Source organism: Clostridium sp. UBA7339 (assembly GCF_002470865.1).
Taxonomy (GTDB): Bacteria; Bacillota; Clostridia; order Clostridiales; family Clostridiaceae; genus Clostridium_J; species Clostridium_J sulfidigenes.
On the sequence record NZ_DKPI01000006.1, the window covers coordinates 479,376 to 500,441 of the forward strand.

General features: G+C 27.7%; 29 protein-coding genes. All 29 read right to left on the bottom strand.

The window, feature by feature from the left end; genetic code table 11:
• Positions 1–236: 236 nt before the first annotated feature.
• Entirely contained in the window at positions 237–2,249 is a 2,013-nt protein-coding gene (locus tag B2S02_RS05670; RefSeq protein WP_346920408.1) for an ATP-dependent DNA helicase, read from the bottom strand.
• Between the two features lie 170 nt (positions 2,250–2,419).
• Positions 2,420–2,872 (bottom strand): peptide-methionine (R)-S-oxide reductase MsrB, encoded by a 453-nt coding sequence (gene msrB / locus B2S02_RS05675; protein ID WP_346920409.1) that lies wholly within the window; start codon positions 2,870–2,872, stop codon positions 2,420–2,422.
• Between the two features lie 54 nt (positions 2,873–2,926).
• Positions 2,927–4,276, bottom strand: coding sequence for a TrkH family potassium uptake protein (locus B2S02_RS05680; protein WP_346848265.1), 1,350 nt, complete (start codon positions 4,274–4,276; stop codon positions 2,927–2,929).
• Between the two features lie 340 nt (positions 4,277–4,616).
• Positions 4,617–4,850 (bottom strand): TIGR04540 family protein, encoded by a 234-nt coding sequence (locus B2S02_RS05685; protein WP_035134530.1) that lies wholly within the window; start codon positions 4,848–4,850, stop codon positions 4,617–4,619.
• Positions 4,851–5,103: 253 nt separating this feature from the next.
• Positions 5,104–6,045, bottom strand: a complete 942-nt coding sequence (locus B2S02_RS05690; RefSeq protein WP_346920410.1) for a lipoate--protein ligase — start codon at positions 6,043–6,045, stop codon at positions 5,104–5,106.
• Positions 6,038–7,732 (bottom strand): dihydrolipoyl dehydrogenase, encoded by a 1,695-nt coding sequence (gene lpdA, locus B2S02_RS05695; protein ID WP_346920411.1) that lies wholly within the window; start codon positions 7,730–7,732, stop codon positions 6,038–6,040. Before lpdA ends, B2S02_RS05690 begins: the two co-directional genes overlap by 8 nt.
• 96 nt (positions 7,733–7,828) lie before the next feature.
• Positions 7,829–8,182 (bottom strand): carboxymuconolactone decarboxylase family protein, encoded by a 354-nt coding sequence (locus B2S02_RS05700; protein WP_035134524.1) that lies wholly within the window; start codon positions 8,180–8,182, stop codon positions 7,829–7,831.
• A gap of 99 nt (positions 8,183–8,281) precedes the next feature.
• A complete protein-coding gene (locus B2S02_RS05705; protein WP_346848262.1) occupies positions 8,282–8,704 on the bottom strand; it encodes a MarR family transcriptional regulator in 423 nt (140 codons plus the stop codon).
• 72 nt (positions 8,705–8,776) lie between these two features.
• Complete coding sequence (locus tag B2S02_RS05710) at positions 8,777–9,682, bottom strand: AEC family transporter (RefSeq protein ID WP_346920412.1); 906 nt, start codon at positions 9,680–9,682, stop codon at positions 8,777–8,779.
• Positions 9,683–10,025: 343 nt separating this feature from the next.
• Complete coding sequence (locus B2S02_RS05715) at positions 10,026–10,223, bottom strand: hypothetical protein (protein ID WP_346920413.1); 198 nt, start codon at positions 10,221–10,223, stop codon at positions 10,026–10,028.
• Positions 10,224–10,587: 364 nt separating this feature from the next.
• Positions 10,588–10,971: a hypothetical protein gene (locus B2S02_RS05720; protein WP_346920414.1), complete on the bottom strand. Its 384-nt coding sequence runs from the start codon at positions 10,969–10,971 to the stop codon at positions 10,588–10,590.
• Positions 10,972–11,120: 149 nt separating this feature from the next.
• Positions 11,121–11,792 carry a hypothetical protein gene (locus tag B2S02_RS05725; RefSeq protein WP_346920415.1) on the bottom strand — a complete coding sequence of 224 codons (672 nt, stop codon included), beginning with the start codon at positions 11,790–11,792 and terminating at the stop codon, positions 11,121–11,123.
• A 130-nt stretch (positions 11,793–11,922) separates the two neighbouring features.
• Positions 11,923–12,072, bottom strand: coding sequence for a hypothetical protein (locus tag B2S02_RS05730; protein ID WP_346876407.1), 150 nt, complete (start codon positions 12,070–12,072; stop codon positions 11,923–11,925).
• A 316-nt stretch (positions 12,073–12,388) separates the two neighbouring features.
• On the bottom strand, positions 12,389–12,772 hold the full coding sequence (locus tag B2S02_RS05735; protein WP_346920416.1) for a hypothetical protein: 384 nt from the start codon (positions 12,770–12,772) through the stop codon (positions 12,389–12,391).
• Complete coding sequence (locus B2S02_RS05740) at positions 12,769–12,915, bottom strand: hypothetical protein (protein WP_346920417.1); 147 nt, start codon at positions 12,913–12,915, stop codon at positions 12,769–12,771. The genes B2S02_RS05735 and B2S02_RS05740 overlap by 4 nt, the downstream gene beginning before the upstream one ends.
• 23 nt (positions 12,916–12,938) lie before the next feature.
• On the bottom strand, positions 12,939–13,172 hold the full coding sequence (locus B2S02_RS05745) for a hypothetical protein (protein ID WP_346920418.1): 234 nt from the start codon (positions 13,170–13,172) through the stop codon (positions 12,939–12,941).
• Positions 13,173–13,279: 107 nt separating this feature from the next.
• The gene (locus B2S02_RS05750; protein WP_346920419.1) at positions 13,280–13,738 is read right to left on the bottom strand and encodes a DUF2691 family protein; all 459 of its coding nucleotides are present in this window, start codon (positions 13,736–13,738) and stop codon (positions 13,280–13,282) included.
• A 438-nt stretch (positions 13,739–14,176) separates the two neighbouring features.
• The gene (locus tag B2S02_RS05755; protein ID WP_346876402.1) at positions 14,177–14,479 is read right to left on the bottom strand and encodes an immunity 53 family protein; all 303 of its coding nucleotides are present in this window, start codon (positions 14,477–14,479) and stop codon (positions 14,177–14,179) included.
• A 133-nt stretch (positions 14,480–14,612) separates the two neighbouring features.
• Positions 14,613–15,203 carry a hypothetical protein gene (locus B2S02_RS05760; RefSeq protein ID WP_346876401.1) on the bottom strand — a complete coding sequence of 197 codons (591 nt, stop codon included), beginning with the start codon at positions 15,201–15,203 and terminating at the stop codon, positions 14,613–14,615.
• Positions 15,172–15,345 (bottom strand): hypothetical protein, encoded by a 174-nt coding sequence (locus B2S02_RS05765; protein ID WP_346876400.1) that lies wholly within the window; start codon positions 15,343–15,345, stop codon positions 15,172–15,174. Before B2S02_RS05765 ends, B2S02_RS05760 begins: the two co-directional genes overlap by 32 nt.
• Positions 15,336–15,650: a hypothetical protein gene (locus B2S02_RS05770; protein WP_346920420.1), complete on the bottom strand. Its 315-nt coding sequence runs from the start codon at positions 15,648–15,650 to the stop codon at positions 15,336–15,338. The genes B2S02_RS05765 and B2S02_RS05770 overlap by 10 nt, the downstream gene beginning before the upstream one ends.
• Positions 15,629–15,928, bottom strand: coding sequence for an RHS repeat-associated core domain-containing protein (locus B2S02_RS05775; protein ID WP_346920421.1), 300 nt, complete (start codon positions 15,926–15,928; stop codon positions 15,629–15,631). The genes B2S02_RS05770 and B2S02_RS05775 overlap by 22 nt, the downstream gene beginning before the upstream one ends.
• 629 nt (positions 15,929–16,557) lie before the next feature.
• Entirely contained in the window at positions 16,558–17,223 is a 666-nt protein-coding gene (locus tag B2S02_RS05780; RefSeq protein ID WP_346920422.1) for a hypothetical protein, read from the bottom strand.
• Positions 17,224–17,642: 419 nt separating this feature from the next.
• Positions 17,643–18,074: a hypothetical protein gene (locus B2S02_RS05785; RefSeq protein ID WP_346920423.1), complete on the bottom strand. Its 432-nt coding sequence runs from the start codon at positions 18,072–18,074 to the stop codon at positions 17,643–17,645.
• 97 nt (positions 18,075–18,171) lie between these two features.
• Positions 18,172–18,393 carry a hypothetical protein gene (locus B2S02_RS05790; RefSeq protein ID WP_346920424.1) on the bottom strand — a complete coding sequence of 74 codons (222 nt, stop codon included), beginning with the start codon at positions 18,391–18,393 and terminating at the stop codon, positions 18,172–18,174.
• A 174-nt stretch (positions 18,394–18,567) separates the two neighbouring features.
• The gene (locus B2S02_RS05795; protein ID WP_346920425.1) at positions 18,568–18,963 is read right to left on the bottom strand and encodes a hypothetical protein; all 396 of its coding nucleotides are present in this window, start codon (positions 18,961–18,963) and stop codon (positions 18,568–18,570) included.
• Positions 18,964–19,240: 277 nt separating this feature from the next.
• A complete protein-coding gene (locus tag B2S02_RS05800) occupies positions 19,241–19,462 on the bottom strand; it encodes a hypothetical protein (RefSeq protein ID WP_346920426.1) in 222 nt (73 codons plus the stop codon).
• 503 nt (positions 19,463–19,965) lie between these two features.
• Positions 19,966–20,313 carry a hypothetical protein gene (locus tag B2S02_RS05805; RefSeq protein ID WP_346920427.1) on the bottom strand — a complete coding sequence of 116 codons (348 nt, stop codon included), beginning with the start codon at positions 20,311–20,313 and terminating at the stop codon, positions 19,966–19,968.
• Between the two features lie 5 nt (positions 20,314–20,318).
• Positions 20,319–20,987, bottom strand: a complete 669-nt coding sequence (locus tag B2S02_RS05810) for a hypothetical protein (protein ID WP_346920428.1) — start codon at positions 20,985–20,987, stop codon at positions 20,319–20,321.
• Positions 20,988–21,066 lie beyond the last annotated feature (79 nt).

Below are 21,066 nucleotides of genomic sequence, written 5' to 3' on the forward strand. Positions count from 1 at the left end.
TTATTTAACATACTGTAAACAACTATTTCTCTATCTTTAGAAATTATAGTTTTTCAATTTTATAAATATTACTTTATTATTAAATATTTATAAATATATAACCATATACTTTAATTTATATTACTTATATAAATTATTTTCAAGTTACTGTTAATGTGCTTTAAGTCGTTATTTCATGATATTTATAATAAAAAGCAAGATATAGAATAACTTCCTTTCTATATCTTGCTTAAGCTCTATTCATCCATTTTCATCCAAAAACTTTCTATTTCTCTTATATCATTAGTTCTATTTTTAATAGGGAGGGAATCAAACACTATATTTTTATACGGGCTATTAGACAATTCACCAATTCTAGAATCTAAGATTGCCACTATCCCCTTATCATCATGCTTTCTTATTACCCTTCCTACTCCTTGCCTAAGTTTTACTATCATTAATGGTACACTTACCTCCATTAAAAAATCTTCTGATAAAGTCCTTTTATATTCTATAATTGGATCTGGTACCGGAAATGGTAGCTTAAATATAATTAAATTCGATAATGATTTTCCAGGCACATCTATTCCTTCCCAAAATGTTCCTGTAGCTAATAATACGGAATTCTTATCCTTTTTAAATTCTTCAAGTATATCATCCTGAGAGGACATATGTTGCTGTTTCAAAATCCTATATTCTAAATTTTTATGTTTTAATATCTCATAAACTTCCTTTAGATCACTTTTAGATGTAAATAAAATTAATGCTTTTCCCTTTGTAATATTCAGAAGCTTTACTATTTTTTCTGCCCCCAATTTTATAAACCTTTCTCTCGCCTCTACTGGATGAGGCATATTTTCTGTATAATATATCATGGCATTGTAATTGTACGGAAAAGGTGATGGTTTTGGTGTTGATAAAAATCCTGTACTAGTTGGAAAGCCTGTACTTTTAATAAAATACTCATATCTCTCTTCTTCACTACCTTGACTCTTATCTGCAATAGTTGCTGAAGTTAATATAGTAGTTTTTAACTTATCAAAGTATAAAGAATTTATCTCCTTACTTATATTTTTAGGACATGCAAATATATGAATATCATTAAAATTTTCTAACCAAAATAAATCCCTACTCTTTATAGATATCAAACTTTTTATAAAGTCTTGAAGATTCTCTAGCTCTTCGAATACTTCTTCACATAAATTATCATCACTATAAAATTGTACTTTATAATTTATTAAATCAATTTTACTATTTAAAAGTAAAAGCTCTTCTCGTATTTCATCTATATTAATAAAATACTTTTCCATTTCTTCACCCTTAGGTGATGAGTTAATTTGTTTTTTTACTTGATTATTTAGTTTATTAGAAATAACATTCAAAATATGAGCTATATTATTAAAATTTTCGTAACTCTCTCTTCTTATAGCTGATATTTTTATGGTTTCAATTACATCTCCTAAAATAGATTTTATTTTATATTTGTTATAGCTTTCTATTAAAGATGCTCTAACTTTTTCCTCCAAATTATGAGCTTCATCTATAACAATTAAATCTATTTTCTCATTTAAAAGCCCCTTTTGACCTTTCTTTAACTTTTGAAAATGTACAGTTAATAAGTCTTGATTACATAAAATTATGCCATCAGTATTTAACATATCTCTTCTTAGAGACATAAAACTGCAATTATTATAATGTTCACACCTATTATGATCTGTTGCCTTTACATTCACATTGTCCCATATATTATTATCTACATCTAACTTTATATTTTTTCTATCTACTACTCCATTATTTATGTAATTACATAGTATTTCTAGATTATCATTAAACTCTTTCCTATTAATCTCTTTAAAATATTTATCGGCTCTACTTTTACATGCAAAATGAGTCATGCCTTTAGCTAAAACTATTTCTGGTTTATGATTAATATAAGAACAAATTTTTTTTACATCCTTAATTAGTTGCTCTTGCAGAGCTATAGTTGACGTAGCTATTAATACAGGTTTATTAAAAAGTTTATTATAATAAAGTAAGGGAACTATATATGCATAAGATTTTCCTATTCCTACTCCTGCTTCCACTATAGTATGTTGTCTGTCAGCTATAGCGTTACATATATCTAACGCCATATCTTCTTGCCCTTCTCTCTGTTCAAAACCTAGTTTAGGAATTTTGTTCATAAAAAAATTCCATACTAGCTGCTGTAATTCATCTTCTTTTGAAAGATTTTTATCTACCTTCTTACTATCTTCTGAAAACCAAAACATCTATATCCCTCCTTATTAAGACTTTTTGTAATATAGCTTTATTTTCACATTTTTCTCCTTAAAATACAACCGTAGATTTCCACATTTAATCTCTTAAACATAGAAAAAGATGTGATTAAATAGATAAATCCATCTAACCACATCTTAGTGCCATACTCTCATCTGTATATTTATTTATCAAGTAAATCTAAGTACTCTTCATACCCTTCTTCCTTCATCTTATCCTTTTGAATAAATTTAAGTGAAGCTGAATTTATACAATATCTTAATCCACCTAGTTCCTCAGGTCCATCACAGAATACATGACCTAAGTAGGAATCTCCACTTTTACTTCTTACCTCGGTTCTGACCATTCCATGACTTTTATCTATATTTTCTTTAATAAAATCTCTATCTATTGGCTTGGAAAAAGCTGGCCATCCACATCCTGAGTTAAACTTATCACTAGATATAAATAATGGTTCTCCTGTTATTATATCTACATAAATACCTTCTTCGTAAAAGTCAAAGTATTCATTTTTATAAGGTAGCTCGGTACCATTTTCTTGAGTTACGTTATATTGCTCCTTGGTTAATATTTTTTTCAACTCTTCCTTACTTCTTTTCATATATTTATTATCCATACCATATTAACCTCCTATATAATAGTTTTTTTATTTAATATTTCACAAATGTGTTTATCCTATCAATATCTTTCCTTCAGGATACTTGTAATTAGTACCTTTCTTTCTGCTAATTAGAGCCATTACTACAGTAAGTGGACCAACTCTTCCTAAATACATCAGCATAATAATTATAATTTTTCCTGGTTCACTGAGCCTTTGAGTTACACCTGTAGTTAATCCTACTGTTCCAAAGGCTGATGTAGCTTCGTATAACACATCTAAAAAGGCTTCATTAGGTTCAGCTATAGTAAGTGCCATAGTGACTGTGGTTACTAATCCCATTCCTATTATTAAAAGAGTAACAGCTTTTAATTGTAATCCTCTTGGAATGGTCCTTCCGAATATGTCAGCATTTTCTTTTCCTTTAATTACAGAAATAGCTGTACATAAAATTATACCAAAGGTGGATGTTTTTAATCCTCCTGCTGTAGAACCTGGAGAACCTCCAATAAACATAAGTATAACAGTTATAAATTTTGATGTTGTAGTCATCTTATCTATTGGTACACTGTTAATTCCTGCTGTCCTTGGACTTATGGAAGCTACAATAGAGTTTACTATTTTGTCCTTAATATTCATATTTCCTAAGGTATTAGGATTATTATATTCTAGGATAAACATTACTATAGTTCCTCCCACTATTAATATAGTAGTTATTAATAACACTACCTTAGCGTGTAAAGATAACTTTTTTGTACTTTTATAATTATAAAGTTCTAACAATACAATAAAACCTAACCCTCCAATAGCTATTAATGCACTTACAGTTAAAAGTATAATGGAATTATCATAATATGCTGTATAACTATTAAAATTTCCAAATAAATCAAAACCAGCATTGCAAAAGGTAGATATAGAGCTAAATATACTAATATATATACCTCTAGCTACACCAAACTCTGGTATGAGCTGAGTGGATAGTATTAATGCTCCTATAAACTGTATTATAAAAGTAAATAACATAACCTTTTTAAGCATTTTTACTAACCCTTGAATATTAAAGGTATTCATTGCTTCTTGCATTAATAATCTACTTTTTAAAGTAATTCTTCTTCCTATTAGTACAGATATAAAAGTGGCAAAAGACATAAATCCAAGACCACCGATTTCAATTAATATCATAATAACGGTCTGTCCTAATAGGTTCCAATGAGTACCTGTATCTACTGTAACTAACCCTGTAACACAGGTGGCAGATGTAGCTGTAAATATTGAATCCAAGAAATTTGTGGCCTCTCCACTAGCAGATGATATGGGTAAACTTAATATTGTACCTCCAATAAAAATTACTATAAAAAACCCAAGGGCTAATACCTGTACTTCACTAAATTTAGTTTTTTTTAAAATTTTAAGACTTTCCATAAAGTAACCTCCAGTCTATAAGTCTTGAAATAAATATCTTATAATTTTATACTTAGTTTTTTGTAATTGATTTCCTTCATATATCATATATAATTTATACACCTTGTTAAATAGATTTTGTAACAAAACCTGATTATTTAACACGGATTTAACATTGCTATATATAAATTAAATTTAATATATTAACTTTAGTATACACAACTCTTTCTATATAAATGTTTGTATATTTTATATACTTATTTTTTAACGCTAAATAAAAAAGATAAGCTTACATTATTTTAATCAATAAAATTTTAATCAATAAAGCTCATCTTTTTTTATAAATTTATAATAAGATTTTTTAATTATTTTTATCTAATATATCTTTTATAATTGCTATTCTATCTTCCTCTAGAATATTTGCAATCTTTATTTCAACATCACCATTTTTAAAGAATCTTTCTACATTAGAATCTACAATTTTAATAACCTTATCTGATAATTTTTCATAGGTCATTAAATCATCTCTGTATAAATCTACAATATCTCTTAAACAAGCACCTAATTCCTTAGGGTTTTTATAAATTGTTCTCATGCTATAATCCTCCATAGTTTTACAATAATAAATATACTGTTAATATATTAGCAATAATTTATTTGTTAGCTACTATATTTACAATATACATATTATACCCTACATTATTTTTAATTACCAAGGTTATTTTACATAAAAATATGGATTATATCATTAAAATATAATCCATATCAAAAATGTTAAATTTTCTTGACTTATCTAGATTAGGTAAATATATTTTAGCCTATGAATATTATGATTTATACAAATATTTTTATACATATTTTTCTGATACCTGTCTTATATAGTCATCTATTAATTTTACAACTTCATCTCTAGCGAATATAATGCCTATAAGCTGCTCTTCAACTTTTCCTAAATTTATATTCTCTAAAGTGTCTGAAAATATTTTAGCCTTTACTATTTTTCCTGACTCCACTGATAAATTTATATCTATATTACCTATAACAGTTTTTTCTTCGAGAACTACATCATATTGTGGACTCTCACCATAATTCCACAACTTACTAGAGTATTTATCATATAATTTAGGTACATAACTACTCATATTATAAATATATGGGTTTTGCAACTCTCCATAAATATTCTTAAAGGAATTTACCAATGACTGAATTAAATTATCTACATTTAATTCACTACAAACCTCTATTAAATTTATAACCCTACTTTTTACTGATTCTATGCCTTTAGATTTTAATTTTAACTTAGATGGAGTAAGAACCTTTTCAAGTTTAGTAATATCTACATCAATCATAAGAGTACCATGATGAAAATAATTACCATCTTCACAATAAAATGCATGTCCTGAAAACTTTCTATTATTCAAAAGCAAATCATTTCTTCCTGAAAACTCAACCTTAAAACCATAGGACTCTACAGCACCTTTTATAACCTTAAGTTGTTTATCTAAGTTACTCTCAATTTCCTTTGTTATAAAAGTAAAGTTTAAATTTCCTAAATCATGAAAAACTGCTCCACCTCCAGAAATTCTTCGAGCTAATATAATATGGTTTTCTTTCATATAATCTAAATTGCATTCTTTATAAGGATTTTGATTTCTTCCAATAACTACAGTATTTTCGTTTTGCCAAAGATATAATATGGTTTCTTCTGACTTTATATTTCTTAACAATTCTTCTTCTAAGGCTAAATTATAATAAGGATTAACTTCCTTTGAAATAATTACTTTATTCATTATAATGTATTGCTCCTATAGATAATCCTAATACTGCTTCATGTATACCTTCACCTGTAGTTGGATGTGCAAATACAGTCTCTGCTATGCTCTCTTCTGAAATATTCTGCTGAATAATAAGTGTTAGCGTACTTATCAATGATGAAGCATCTGGACCTATTATTGACCCTCCAACCATTTTACCTGAATCTAAATCTTTTATTATTTTAATAAATCCATACTCTTGACCCATAGTTAAGGCTTTTCCATTGGCTGCAAAAGGGAACTTGCTTATTTTTATATTCATATTTTTATCAATACATTGTTTTTCAGTGAGACCAACTGAAGCAATTTCTGGGGCTGTAAATATTACATTAGGAATACATTCATACTTCATTTCTTTATTTTTTCCTAATATATTATCAACTGCTACAATTCCTTGATGTGAAGCTACATGGGCTAATTGGATCTTGCTATTAACATCTCCAATAGCATATATTCCTTCCACATTTGTCTTTAAATTACCTTCAACCTTTATACCTCTATTCCTATCATTTAGTTCTATATCAGTATTTTCAAGATTTAGCCCTTCCATATTAGGCTCTCTTCCAATTGCTACTAATACCTTTTCTGAAACTAAAAGCTTCTCATTACCTTCATTTTCAAATATAACTACACCTTCACCTGATTCAGATTTTTCAATTCTAGTAACCTTTGAACTTGTATATATACCTATGCCCTTTGATTTTGCTATATCAAGTATTTCCTCAGAGACATCTAAATCCACCATGTTAAGGATTCTATTTTCGTATTCAACCACGTTTACTTTAACACCAAAATTTGAATAAAGGAATGCAAATTCCATACCAATAACTCCACCACCAATTATAGTAATTGATTTTGGTAATTCTGTGTTACTAAGAGCTTCTGTACTATTTAATACAAAAGGTAACTCTATGCCTGGGATACTTATTTTTGATATTTTAGAACCAGTAGCAATAATGATATTTTTAGCTTCAATAATATACTCATCTTTACCTTTTTTCACTAATACTTTATGGTTATCTATAAAAGATGCTTCTCCCTTAATAAGTCTTATATTATTTTTATTTAATAAATAGTCGATGCCACCAACTAAATTATTTCTAATTTTATCTTTTCTAGCTATGACCTTTTTCATGTCTAGCTTTATATCTTTTACTTCAAATCCAAATTCTTCTCCATTTAATGCTTCATTGTATGCTTCAGCAGATTTAACTAGAGATTTTGTAGGAATACATCCTACATTAAGACAAGTCCCTCCTAAATTATCCTTTTCAACTATTATAGTTTCCAAACCTTTTTTAGCTCCATATATAGCAGAAACGTATCCTCCTGGTCCTGCACCTATTACTAAAAGATCTATATTTAAATTTTCTTTTTTACCCTTTATTAAGCTACCAAAGTAATCAACTTTTTTAGTTTCTTCAGCTAAAGCTTCTCCACTTACTATAAGTAATGTATCTCCAACCTTTACCTCTTGTCCCTCTGTAACCTTTATTTCTTCAATTTTATAGCTTCCTTTAGCTTTTACAGGTGAATTTCCTTTATTTGTTTCTAGCTGGAACATTACATCATTTAACTTAACATTCTCTCCAACTTGTATATTAATTTTGCCTACTTTAGCAGACTTGCTTTTTCCTGATAGACTTTCCAACTTAATATCCATTTCAACCTCTCCTTTAATACCAAATATATATTAGTTTAAGATTCTGGATTTAAGACCCTGAGTATAATACTCAAGGTCTTAAATTTAAAATCTTATTTAGTTAAAATCTTTTTCAAATTCATCAACAGCATCTTTTAATAAAGTTACAGAATATGCCATACTAGGACCTCCACCAAAGGCAACAGATACCATAGCAGCTTCCATTATTTCAGCTCTAGTTGCTCCTGCTTCTAAAGCTTTGTAAACGTGGAAAACTATACAATATTCACATCTGTTATAAGCAGCAATTCCAACGCTAATTAATTCCTTTGTTTTAGTATCTAATGCACCCTCTTCATAAGTCTTACCTAATAGTCCCATGAAAGCGTTAACATTTTCTCCATTAGTTTCGCCTAATTCACCAAGTCCGTTCATAAAGTCATTTAACATTTCTCTTACATCTTTTTTCATATCTATACCCCCATATCATTTAATAGTTGCTAGTGCAATAGTTAGCACTACAAGTATTTATGATATAAAAATACCACCATGGGGTGGTATTGTCAATAGCTAACATATATTATCTGTCATCCTTTGCAAAACTTCTTTAAAAATCTCTAAATTTTCTTTCGATATTCCCTTTAATACATCATCTTGGAACACTTGTCCTCTAGGCATAAGTTCTTCTTTTAAAAACTTACCTTTATCAGTTAATATTATCTTTGTTATTCTTCTATCTTCTGAATCCTTTCTTCTCTCCACTAACTCTTCCTTTTCCATTCTATCTATAAGTCTTACCATTGAAGACTCTTTAATATCCATATAATCCGAAAGTTCTTTTTGAGAAATTTCTCCTGCTTTACCTATATAAAATAAAGCTATCCATTGTACTCTAGTTGTACCATTCTCTTGTAATCTTCTATTAAATTCGTCAGCTAATTTCTTTGCACTTTTATTTGTTATAAATGCAATGCAATCATCTAAATCAAACATATATAATTTACATTCCCTTCTATACTTATTTAAAATAGCCAAATCATTAAAACCTATTACCTATTTAATTAATTATCTTACTAAATATATAAATAGTGGAATAGTTATTACGGATAAAAGTGTAGTTATAAATACACACTGTGAGCCATACTTACCATCTCCACCAGTAGATAATGCAATTACAGGTCCTACCACCGCTCCTGGCATAGCCATAAGTAAAGTGCATATAGCTACCAACATTGAATCTATATTAAACATATTCATAGTAAAATATGTTGCTATAGGAACTAAAATTAGTCTAACTATAGATAAATAGTATAAACTAAAATCTCCTATCATTTCCTTTATGTTAGAACCACAAAGCATAGATCCAATGATTATCATAGATATTGGAGTCGTCATATTTCCTACACTTTTTACAGTTGAGTTAATGGCAAAGGGTAGTTTAATTTGACCTACAAATATTATAATTCCTATAATTACAGCCCATATGGATGGATTCTTTAAAATGCTTTTACTAGCTTCCTTCATAGATATTTTCCCTGTAAACAAAGATACCCCTATGGTCCACACTAAAGCAGTGAATACCATAGTAAAAATTGAAGCATAAAACACTCCTATTTCTCCAAAAATGCTGTTTAATACTGGATAACCCATAAATCCACAGTTAGAAAAAGATGTTGTAAATATAAGTAGTGGTTTTTTTCTATCACTAGCCTTAATATAAATATATCTTGATAAAATAAGTAACACCAAATGTATAACTACGGAATAGAAGAATATCTTTATAGCATTTCCCATAATAGCTTTATCAAATTCTAAGCAAAAACTATTTATGATCATTAATGGTAAAGTTATATTGATTAATATTGCACTTAATCCCTTCTCTACTCTATCATCTATAAAGCCTTTCTTTCTAGCATATATTCCTATAACCATCATAATGGATAGAACTAAAACTTGATTTACTGCATCCATTAAATTATCCCCCATACATAAAAAAATTAAATCCCATACTAATTATACTCTATTTTCTTTGGTTTTTAATTATTATTTTATTGTTACCTTAATACTATTCTAATGGGTAAACCTCTTAAACCCGCATGAACACAACAAATAGTTATATAGTTTTATAGCTAAATATTATACTAGTTTTATATGTATATAGTAAAATAGTCTCATTCATAGTTTCCATTTACTTTTGCACAATTGATCTTCTACTATACACTTTTATCTATTGTAATTTTATATACATTTTGATTTATATTGACCACCTCTCATTTAATAATGTTAAGTTACAAATTCTCACTTTAACTTTATGTCATCTTATATCATTCAAGTAATGTAAGCCTATGAAAGAATATATAATTGTTAAAATCAAATATTTTATTCCCTTTTTAAGTTCATCTTTTCTTTTCTTCTTTTCTAAACTATCATCAAATGGTTTAAATGCTCTTTGAAAAGATATAACCCATTTCCAATTTAAATATATACTTATACAGAAAATAATAATATTCATAAAGATATTTATCATACTATTTTTCACTTCCCCTTTAGTAAAAGTTTCAACTCGATAATATACTTAACTCTATTGGTTAATTCCCCATAAAACACATCATTTCCTTCTAAGGTACATTTAAGTTCAATAGCAAAATTTAGAAATTTAGTTATTGAAATTTTTTTATACCATTTAAGGTAAAACTTACATGGAAATACTTTTAAATCTTTTTATATAAAACTAAGATAACAAATTAATTCCATGGTATATATAATAAAGAAAATTCCAGTATATTAAGTATACCGAAATTTACTTTCTAAATCTTTTAATAAATAGTAATAATCTCCTTATTATGTAACATATATAAATTTAAACTATAGAACAACTATTTTCGATATTTTTTTATAATTATCATTGATATAATAATTATACCTAAAAGTGCCAATATACCACTTATTAGTAGTGCTAACAACAATACCTTATATTCTGTGATTATTTGAGGAAAATAACTTAAAAATAAAGCCATTATAATAGCACTAACAATTGCGATTGCGAATAGAATTGCAAGTACTATATAACAAGATCTCTCTCCTCTTATTAGCTTTTTATTCGATATTCCAATTATAAACATAGCATATGAAGCTGCTAGTACACCTATGCTAATGGGTACTGGTATATTCTCTATTCCTAAACTTCCAAGTATAAGCTTCGATATAATAAAGACAGCTATTCCTGATACTGCATATGTACCTTTATTATTGCCATTCATCTTTCATCTCTCCTTATAAAGATGTAATATATTATTTATTTCTTTATCATATTAGTTTTCTTTACAATAATTTAAAATATTATTACTCCCAAAATTGCTGCAAAAACTCCATTATACATTTCAAGCATCCTAAATATATTATTCAAATTTTATTTGCACAATTTTTGAAATGACTTGTTATTCTTTATATTATACAGATAATTAGATATTGCTGTAATGTATGATATGCTAAAACATATGGTAACACCTATCCCTATAATACTTACAATAAACAGTTTTAATTCTCCTTTTTCAATTATAATTGGGCTTGAATCTAGCACCTTAGCAATTGTTATTATTATCGCAGAAATAATTAAAGATAATAATAAATCTTTTTTAAGATATTTTATATGAGTGCCTTCACTTACACTAGTAATATAATCTTTATCTTTTACTATTATTCTTTTATAAAAAACCCATAAATTTATAAATAAATAATTAAAAAATATCAATACTTTTGTAATTAAACTTTGAGGCACTAGCTGATTTACACAAACTAAATAAATAGATAGCAATGCTACAATTCCATGTATTGATCCAAATATATGATACGTCATATATATTCTTTTTTCATTTATACTTAATATTAACATTACTATACCTAATATTATAGATAATCCTATTAATATTGGCGATACATTAGAATACACCTCTTTATCCATTAGTAATGCTCCATTAAAAATTAAACTTACTATCATAAATGCTATAGAAACAAAAATACTTAATTTTTTCAAATCTATAATTCCCATCTCTTCTTCTTGTTTAATTTTAGATGATTTCATTTTCTCCTCCTTCTAACTTCCCGATATTATTGAAAATTTTATCTTTTCTACCGTCTTATCTAATAATAGACTTCCTCCCACTGCTAAAGAATCTACTGCCTACCCTATTACAGCGTGTTTAATATTTCCATCATATTCTTATATAATTACTTACATCACTTGATACTAGTCCAACTGCAGCAAATCCTTTTATAGAACCTTTAAATGTATCTATTGTCTCACTTAATATATATTTACTTTTGCCGATAAAAGTATCAGTAATCCCTGCTCCATAACTCATTACTTTTCCGCTATGTGCCTTAGTTCCATTTTTAACAACATGAATAGCTCCTTTACCAAGATTGATTCCAAAATCATAGACGGATGTGCCCAGAATGATCCTGATTTTATTCCATCTCTCGTTTCATTGGTATATTTAGTACCAACCCCCTCAGTAATTGAACTGCATGGTATATAAAATAAATAAAATTCCAATATATTAAGTATACCGGAATTTTATTTCTAATTTTTTATTAAATACAAATATTTCTAAATTGTAACTATATTTTAATAGCACTCTTCTTATACATCATATATAACTTTTTATCATATGATAACTAGTTTTGATACTTTTTTTTAATTATCATTCCTGCAATAGTCAAACATAGAAGCGATGATATACTAATTATTAATAATATTAGCAATAACACTTTATATTCTTCTACATTTTGTGGAAAATAACTTAAAAATATAACTATTATTATAGTGCTAACAATAGTAGCTACCAATGAGATTGCACTTACTATATAACAAGTTCTCTCTCCTCCTATTAATTTTTTATTAAGTATTCCAATTAAAAACATGGCATATGAAGCTACTAGTGCGACTATGATAATGGGTACTGGTACATTCTCTATTCCTAAACTTCCAAGTATAATCTTTGATATAATAAAGACAGCTATTCCTGCTACTGCATATGTACCTTTATTATTGCCATTCATCTTTCATCTCTCCTTATAAAGTTCCAATAAAACTTTTCAATAATCTCTGTGACTCGCCATTTTGCCCCTTCAGTAATTACACCAATACCTAAATCTACACTTATTGCTACCCATCCTTCACTGGCTGTAAAGTCATCTGCCACTGCAAATTAAAGTATTATATCTTTTAATTTATTTCCTTAGAGTTAGTTACAGTGCTAGTATCAGAGCCTTTTCTTTTTCTATATATATTTATAGTATTATACGAATCATCCCTCATAGTAACTGTTTCTTCACCTTGAGTATATATAGTTCTAAACCCATTAGGGTCTTTACCATTTACGGAATTATTATTACAATAAGCAAAAATATTATGTGATAATAATTCACCTATACTTCCACTAATAGCATATGGATTCAAGACTCTTCCCCACTCAGGATTATAATATATATTTGATTTTTCTTTTGATACAACTGAAAAGATTTCTCCTCTTACTGCAGGATTATTATTATGCTATAAAATTTTACCTACCAAGCAATCATACTTCTTTCTGAAACATCAGCAGCAGACTTGTACTCTACTTTTTCAAAACCATTATTTATACAATTATTATATACTTTATCAAGAATATCCCTATCTTTGCAATAAAATTCTATAACTGATGAATCTGTACATAAAATAATCATTACGCAACTGCTTCTTAAAAAGTCTTTGAATGTTTTTATTTCGATACGCTCACTACCAAGAGAATATACTTTTATATCAGCAAATATCATGTAATAACTGTCTCTTGATATACACTTAATGAATTCTTCTGCATTTAAAACATCTGCTCCAAAAAAATCTTCTTTCAACTCACCATTGTCAAAATATAAAAAATTATCAGCATTTATTTCCCAAACATAATTAAATAAATTAACACCATTTAAGATTTTATTTAGATAATTACTATATCCATTTTTCACCTTAATATCTAAGCTAATCAAATTTTTTCACTCCTTTTTATTAAACTAATTACACTTAAATATATTTCCTTCTTCATTATATGTATATACTATAGTCTTTCTTAATACGTGGTTTACTTCTCTTATAAGTTGATTTAATTCATTATAATAATATTCTATTTTCCTTCAATTATTTACAATTTCAATTCTTCTTAAGGCATCATAGGTATCCTTTATTTCACTACTACCATTATTTCTTCATGAAATGCTCTTTTTCCTTCTATATAATTTTTTAACATTCAATATCTTGTATAATTATTTTATTTTTATAATTCTATTCATAATCAAAATATCTTTAAAAATACTAGTAGTTTTAAAAAGATAAAAAACGCCAACAGATATTCTAGTCTGCCGACGTTATAATATTACTTTTCTAACTTACTCTTAGCACTTTTGTTCTTATATATTTACACTACTTTATTAATGATATTTTTTATTTTCAGTAGCCCATACTCTAAATATTTTTAATATCTCCTCTAACTTATCTATACTACCTCTTCCTTTAAATACTCCATCTGCAACACTACAATGGATCCAATTTAAATCATCAATATATATTTGAACTCTATTAAATTCTACATCTTCTAAATAAGTGTCTACCAAGTCTATATCTACTTTCCATCCCGGGTTATCTAGAGTACATATCTCTACTCCATAGTAGTGCTCCCAATCACCATCACAATTATCTTTATACCATTCATTTAACCATAATATCATATCCATCAATTTACACCTCTTATTTTAAATTAAGTTATATAAACACAAGCTTCTATAGAAGATTACCTATAAAATATTAACTAAAAGAATATCTTATAGGCAATCATTAAGCTAATTTTCTTAAATTAAATATATAGTTTTACTCTACTTTGTTTATTGAATAAGGATAATATGAATAACAATCTTGAAAAAGACAATTATACACACTTACTGGAGGTTCTCTTAGTTCAAGACATATATCCGAAACTTCTCTCATTAGTGTATTATCATCCAAAAGAATAAGGTGATAATCTGAAATAAAATTATTTATTATTTTATTAAACTCCATATGCTCTTCACAATAAGGTATAGAACTAGTTTCACATTTTATTTCTTCATCAACATAGTATCTTACATATTTAAATATACAATACGGTGCTAATACAGAAATTTTTATACTAAGTATATATAAGTTTTCATTTTCTAAGATATAATTATCAAATTCTTCAGTACCTATACTTCCTTTGTTATCTGATAAATTAATATACATAGAAAAGCACTTATCATAATTAAACTCCGTAAGGTTATCAATATATTTATTTGGAAAATATTCCTGCAACTTATCAATCCAATACCCTCTATTGACATATTTAAGCAATAAATAAGATCCAGCTGAGCTCCTATATAGACTTTTAACTATTTCTATAATATCCATTTGATCACTTTCCTTTCTTAAATGATGGAACTCCATGTATAGTTCCCCCCGTAGGTGAATATTTAACATTAACTTGCGTTTCTCCATTGGACTCAATTACCCTTCCTGTATCCCATACCCTTACATTAGGATTCTTTGTAATCCTACCTTTTAGCCATCCTTCTTGTGTTAAATCCACTCCATTTTCTCCTTCAGACCATGTTGATTTATTTCTTCCTTCTGATAGACTTTGCTTATTTGATGGTGTCCTATTACATGTTTACCTTGTTTGCCAGCATCTACAGGCGGTGCCCCTTTTATATTTCCAATTACCTTTCCTTGATTAGTTAAATTCGATGTATTAGTATTTCTTTTAGCCTTAGAATTATCATTTTTACTGTTGTTACTAGAAAAAGTTATAATTTTCCAAACAATTCCTATTGTTCCAACAGTGCCATACCATGCTCCTTTTACAGTGTCTGCTAGCGCTCCACTACCAACCATAGCAGCGGCACCAAAACCGCCTCACCACCATATTCATTTGACATACAATGCGCCAAACCTAATGGTTCTTTAAAAATTACGGGATTATTAACACAATATGCAAACATATTATGAGATAACATACCTTGTCCTGTAGATACTACTCCATCCGCATTCAAGAATCTCCCCCACTCAGGATTATAATATCTTGATTGCAAGTAGTAATATCCAGTCTCTGTATCGTATCTATATCCTCTATATCTATAAGGATTCTTTTCTCCTAAGGCTTTAAGTGACACTCCAAATTTTAATTTGGTTAGTGGAACTTACTCATTTGAATGTATATGAAAAGGAGTTTCCTTTTTAATCCACAGATATTAATTGGCCCCAGGTGCCATAAATATAAGAAACAACTTGTTTTCCAATAGAATTTATTATTTCTATGATATCACTCTGTGAATTTCTAATGTAGAAATACTCTTTACCATTTAGAGTAAAACCTACTAAACCATTAACACCATAGGCATATACTATCTTATCTGATGGCTATATCCCTAAGTTTTACTAAGAGTTACTGCGCCCTAGATAACGATTTCTACACAACTTTCCTTAGTTAATTCTTCATAAAATACATCATTTCCTTCTAAGGTATATTTAAATTTAACATCAAAATTCAAGGACTTAGTTATTGAAACTTACTTATACCATTTAAAGTATAATTTACGTAGAAATACTTTTAAATCTTTTTATATAAAACTAAAATAACTAATTAATTCTATGGTATATAAAATAAATGAAATTCCAGTATATTAGGTATACCGAAATTTTATTTCTAATTTTTTATTAAGTATAATACTTCTAAATTGTAACTATATTTTTAATAACACCCTTCTTATACATCATATATATAAGTTTTTATCATATTAATTTAATATGTTTTGGGGAATTTTTTATCCTTAACACTATACAAATAGTTAGATATTGCTATTATATAAACAATACTTAAACATACAGTAACTCCTATCAAAAAAATACCTGAAATAAATTTATCTCCATTACCTTCTTCAATTATTATTGGACTAGAGTCTATAACTTTAGCAATTGTTAATAATATTGCAGTTACAATTAATGAAACACTTAAATCTCTCTTTATATATCTTCCATGGGTACCTTTTTTAACACTGCTAATATAGTCTTCATTTTTTACTATTATTCTTTTATAAAAAATATATGAATTTACTATTATAAAGTTGAAAAATATTATTATTTTTGTAATTGTGCTTTCTAGTGTTAAGCAATTTACAACTTCTAGATATAATGATAATACTACTAGAATTCCTTGTATTGGAATTAAAATGTAAACACTTTTATATATTGGTTTCTTATTAACGTTTAATACTATATTTATTACATTTAATATTAAAGTAAGTACTAATAATACTGGAGCTATACTATGGTACACTTTATCATCACTACTTAATATCAAATTAAAAAGTATACTTCCTAACATACATCCTATTGAAATAAAAACATTTAATTTCTTTAAATCTTTAACTTCCATCTCATCTGATTGTTTAATTTTAGCTGATTTCATTTTCTCCTCCTTCTAAAATCCTGATATAACCGAGTCCTTTAATTTACCTATATCATCTTCATAATATTTTGCTACTCCATAACTAATACTAGATGCTAAAAGAGCAGTCCCCATAATGGAGCTTTTATTCCTAGGTAAGCTACTCCCGCTGCTATAAATACTGTCGTTGCTGTCCCTATTGCTATATCTGCTAAAGTATCCACTGAACATCCTATTGCAGTATGATTAATCTATATTTTTCATTATTAACCTAATAGAAAAAGTGACAGCATTCAATTATACTAATAACTATCACTTTTTTCCATAAGTTTTTTATTCTATTTATGTAGTAATTCCGTTATTAACCCTTCACTATTTTAAAGTTTACTTTTTTTACTGCTACTCTAATACATACATTACTTATTAAATAATTTTATAGTTTATTCCTGATTGTTAAAATATTTGATATTTAGCTTAGTTGCAAGATTTTTAATGTCATCATAAAACTGTTCACTCTCTATATTAACAATATTAAACTTATGATTATCTTCCGCTGTTTTTATATAAATGTATTTTACCACCCCCTGAATCCTGCTCCCCGTAAAAGAATTGCCAATTTCTATTTCCACTATATTTTCTAATGAAATTCGTGTGTTTTTTATAAATGATTTATAGAGTACAATTTCTTCATCAGATATTACTAATTTATAATTATTATAACTTGCTATTAGAATTATTACTGTTGCTATTATACTAATAATAATAGCACTTATCTTAGAAATATTTGTTGTATTAACAAAAATTATAGTTCCAATAATAGACATTATAATCCAAACAACTATATCTTTAATAACTGAATATTTATTGTTCATAGATCCTAATTCTCCCTCTTAATTTCTATTTTAAATTACAATTTACTTCATATTAAGCTCTAAACAAGTTATATTTGTATAACTTTAATGGTATCTTTTAATTAATCCCCATTTGTAATGCACTAATTATTGGTTGACATGTCCAATCAACCATAATTTGAATGTTTTCTGGCATATAATCATAAGCATCATTTAATCCTCCAGATCCTATTCCAACAATTGCTCCCCATGGTTGTGGTATAAAATTAGAGCCTAGAGATACAACAGAAAATTGACGTTTAAACCAAGATTTTTCTGTAGCAAAACTTTTTATACCCATAAAACAGGATTATAATATCTTAAATGTACATTCATTATTTCTTCATTAAATACTCTTTTTCCTTCTATATAATTTACCAACTAGTAATATCATATAGAAAGAAAAAGTGATAGTTATTCCGCTTGATTGGAACAACTATCACCTTCTTAAGTATTTACCTTTCAATTTTAAAAATTACTTATTTTTATATTTTAAATATAATTTTAAAAATATACACCAACCTATTATAATTAGCAATAATGCTACTACTCCTATAGTCTTAAACACTTCATTTTTACTATATAATCCTACATAATATACTACAAAAGGAATAAGAATAGTTAATATTCCTAATGATAATAAATAATATTTTTTCATCACAAAATAAAGTATCCCACATATAATAAATAATATTACTAATCCTAAAATTAAGAATCCTAATTTATCATTTGCTTCTGAACCATATTTTGCAAGTATATATCTACTTAGTACCATTATTAATAATGCAGGAGTTATAAATAACCATTTTTTGTTATCTTTCACTTTTTCACCTTCCATAATGTTTATTCTTAATTTTCTCCGCTTGTCCATTAATCACATAAGATGCACCTACTCCTACCGCAACCCCTAGTGCTGTAACAGCAAAAGCTGGTGCTCCAACTAATGAAAATGTTGCAATTGCAGCACTGGCTAAGAAACCTGTTCCCCATCCTACTCCAACTCCAGCTGCTGTAGCTCCTAAGATATGCTATTAACGGTTTGAATAGAAGTTATTCCTAGTGTTACTGCTCCTACAACCTTTAATCCATTAAGTGCTTTACCAGTTTTGTTTAACTTAAGTTTATATATAATTACTTGGATTGTATCTCTACTCTCTATACTTACTAAATGTACCTAGCTTAGAAACTATTTTGCTACCAATTACAGAATCGGCAACTGCTGTAACCGCAGACAATATAAACCCGGAACTTGATTTAGATTTACTTGTACTTATAGAACCCAGCTTATTACTAATTGCTGGAGCAGCTTTTACCATAGCTTCATAAGAAGCATCTCTCATTGCAGCTGTTTCTTCTCCTTGAGTATACATAGGTCTAAAACCATTAGGGTCTTTTAATCCACAGATATTAATTTACGCCAAGTATAGTGGTATAAGAAACAACTTGTTTTCCAATAGAGTTTATTATTCCTATAATATCACTCTGTGAATTTCTAATGTGGAAATATACTGTATTATTTAGAGTGAAGCCTACAAGGCCACTATCTCCATAGTTGTAAACTATCGCGCCAGTAGTACTTCCATTAGTTATTTCTTCATAAACTACGTTATTCCCTTCAAATATTTGAATATATATTTGATTTTCTCTTTGATTTGCCTAAAAAAACGTCAACAAGTATCAAAACCTGTTGACGTTTTTGTAATAGTTTTATTCAGCCATTGTATAAAGTTTTAATTACCTTGTTTATAACTTTACAATTTTATGCAGTAAGTTTAATTAATAATTTCAGTGAGTCTTATCCTGTATTTAACTGCATTTTTTATATAAGATTTTACTCTATATCATATTTTGAAATTTGTATTAATTATACATATTACTTATTTTTATTCTTACAAATTTTTTTAAGGATTATATATTCAACAGTTATAACAATTATCAATAATATAACTCCAATAATTATTAATGTTAAATTCTTTATATATAGTCCTATAGCACACATAACAAACGGGATTACTAAAGCCACTAAACCAATTGCAAATCCATAATATTTTTTAGCTACAAGATATATAACTATTACCATCAACCCCAAAATTACTAATTCTAAAACTATTATTGTAAACTTTTCGTTTGCTTCTTGACCGTATTTTTCACTTATATATCTCCCTATTAATATAACTAATAATGATGAAATAATGTATTTCCATTTGTTATTACTTTTCAATTTTATCACCTCCCATAAATTTCATCTTTCCATGCTTCAGCTCCAATATTAATTAGAGCTGATATACCCATACCAGCTAATGTAACTAGTGCTCCAGTAGCTATAACTGGTGCTCCCGCTGTAATTAATAACGTTGTTGCAGTTCCCATTAATGCTCCTACTCCAACTCCAGCTGCTGTGGCTCCTAAATCAATGAATCCACCTGCTATTTCTCCTTTATTAAAGCTTTTGATTGCTCCTACAGCACCCATTCCTACTCCAACTATTCCAAGACTTTTCTCAACACGTCCTATTGCCCTTAAGAATGATGCACCTTTTACTGGAATTAATGTTCCTCCATGTCTCCAAGCTTGCCTATTGACACAATATTCAATATAATCCGGAATTTCTTTTAACCCATCACCAAAGCTACCTTCTAGAGCTCCAATTATTCCTCCTTTTATTGCATCCTTTACTGCAGTACTTTTGGGCTTTGGATTATGATATTTAGTACCATAATATTGGTTCATAACCTTATATGAAGCATCTCTCATTGCAGCTGTTTCTTCTCCTTGAGTATACATAGGTCTAAAACCATTAGGATCTTTTGATATAACAGGATTATTATTACAATAAGCAAAAGTATTATGTGATAACAATTCACCTATACTTCCACCAATAGCATCCCCATTCAAGAATCTTCCCCACTCNNGTATCATTTAGCACGAAGCCTACAAGACCTTTATCTCCATAGTTATATAAAATCCTATCTAC

Bases quoted from the DNA above. Each gene is read 5' to 3' on its own strand.
- B2S02_RS05770 (WP_346920420.1), bottom strand. From the start codon at position 15,650: ATGGTTGGTAGTGGAGCGCTAGCAGACACTGTAAAAGGAGCATGGTAT.
- B2S02_RS05705 (WP_346848262.1), bottom strand. From the start codon at position 8,704: ATGTTTGATTTAGATGATTGCATTGCATTTATAACAAATAAAAGTGCA.
- B2S02_RS05680 (WP_346848265.1), bottom strand. From the start codon at position 4,276: ATGGAAAGTCTTAAAATTTTAAAAAAAACTAAATTTAGTGAAGTACAG.
- B2S02_RS05785 (WP_346920423.1), bottom strand. From the start codon at position 18,074: ATGAACAATAAATATTCAGTTATTAAAGATATAGTTGTTTGGATTATA.
- B2S02_RS05700 (WP_035134524.1), bottom strand. From the start codon at position 8,182: ATGAAAAAAGATGTAAGAGAAATGTTAAATGACTTTATGAACGGACTT.
- B2S02_RS05720 (WP_346920414.1), bottom strand. From the start codon at position 10,971: ATGAATGGCAATAATAAAGGTACATATGCAGTATCAGGAATAGCTGTC.
- B2S02_RS05725 (WP_346920415.1), bottom strand. From the start codon at position 11,792: ATGAAATCATCTAAAATTAAACAAGAAGAAGAGATGGGAATTATAGAT.
- B2S02_RS05755 (WP_346876402.1), bottom strand. From the start codon at position 14,479: ATGGATATGATATTATGGTTAAATGAATGGTATAAAGATAATTGTGAT.
- B2S02_RS05690 (WP_346920410.1), bottom strand. From the start codon at position 6,045: ATGAATAAAGTAATTATTTCAAAGGAAGTTAATCCTTATTATAATTTA.
- B2S02_RS05715 (WP_346920413.1), bottom strand. From the start codon at position 10,223: ATGAATATTATTATTTTCTGTATAAGTATATATTTAAATTGGAAATGG.
- B2S02_RS05735 (WP_346920416.1), bottom strand. From the start codon at position 12,772: ATGAATGGCAATAATAAAGGTACATATGCAGTAGCAGGAATAGCTGTC.
- B2S02_RS05790 (WP_346920424.1), bottom strand. From the start codon at position 18,393: ATGGGTATAAAAAGTTTTGCTACAGAAAAATCTTGGTTTAAACGTCAA.
- B2S02_RS05710 (WP_346920412.1), bottom strand. From the start codon at position 9,682: ATGGATGCAGTAAATCAAGTTTTAGTTCTATCCATTATGATGGTTATA.
- B2S02_RS05795 (WP_346920425.1), bottom strand. From the start codon at position 18,963: ATGGACAAGCGGAGAAAATTAAGAATAAACATTATGGAAGGTGAAAAA.
- B2S02_RS05760 (WP_346876401.1), bottom strand. From the start codon at position 15,203: ATGGAGTTCCATCATTTAAGAAAGGAAAGTGATCAAATGGATATTATA.
- B2S02_RS05670 (WP_346920408.1), bottom strand. From the start codon at position 2,249: ATGTTTTGGTTTTCAGAAGATAGTAAGAAGGTAGATAAAAATCTTTCA.
- B2S02_RS05800 (WP_346920426.1), bottom strand. From the start codon at position 19,462: ATGTATACTCAAGGAGAAGAAACAGCTGCAATGAGAGATGCTTCTTAT.
- msrB (WP_346920409.1), bottom strand. From the start codon at position 2,872: ATGGATAATAAATATATGAAAAGAAGTAAGGAAGAGTTGAAAAAAATA.
- lpdA (WP_346920411.1), bottom strand. From the start codon at position 7,732: ATGGATATTAAGTTGGAAAGTCTATCAGGAAAAAGCAAGTCTGCTAAA.
- B2S02_RS05780 (WP_346920422.1), bottom strand. From the start codon at position 17,223: ATGAAATCAGCTAAAATTAAACAATCAGATGAGATGGAAGTTAAAGAT.
- B2S02_RS05685 (WP_035134530.1), bottom strand. From the start codon at position 4,850: ATGAGAACAATTTATAAAAACCCTAAGGAATTAGGTGCTTGTTTAAGA.
- B2S02_RS05730 (WP_346876407.1), bottom strand. From the start codon at position 12,072: ATGAGTTATGGAGCAGGGATTACTGATACTTTTATCGGCAAAAGTAAA.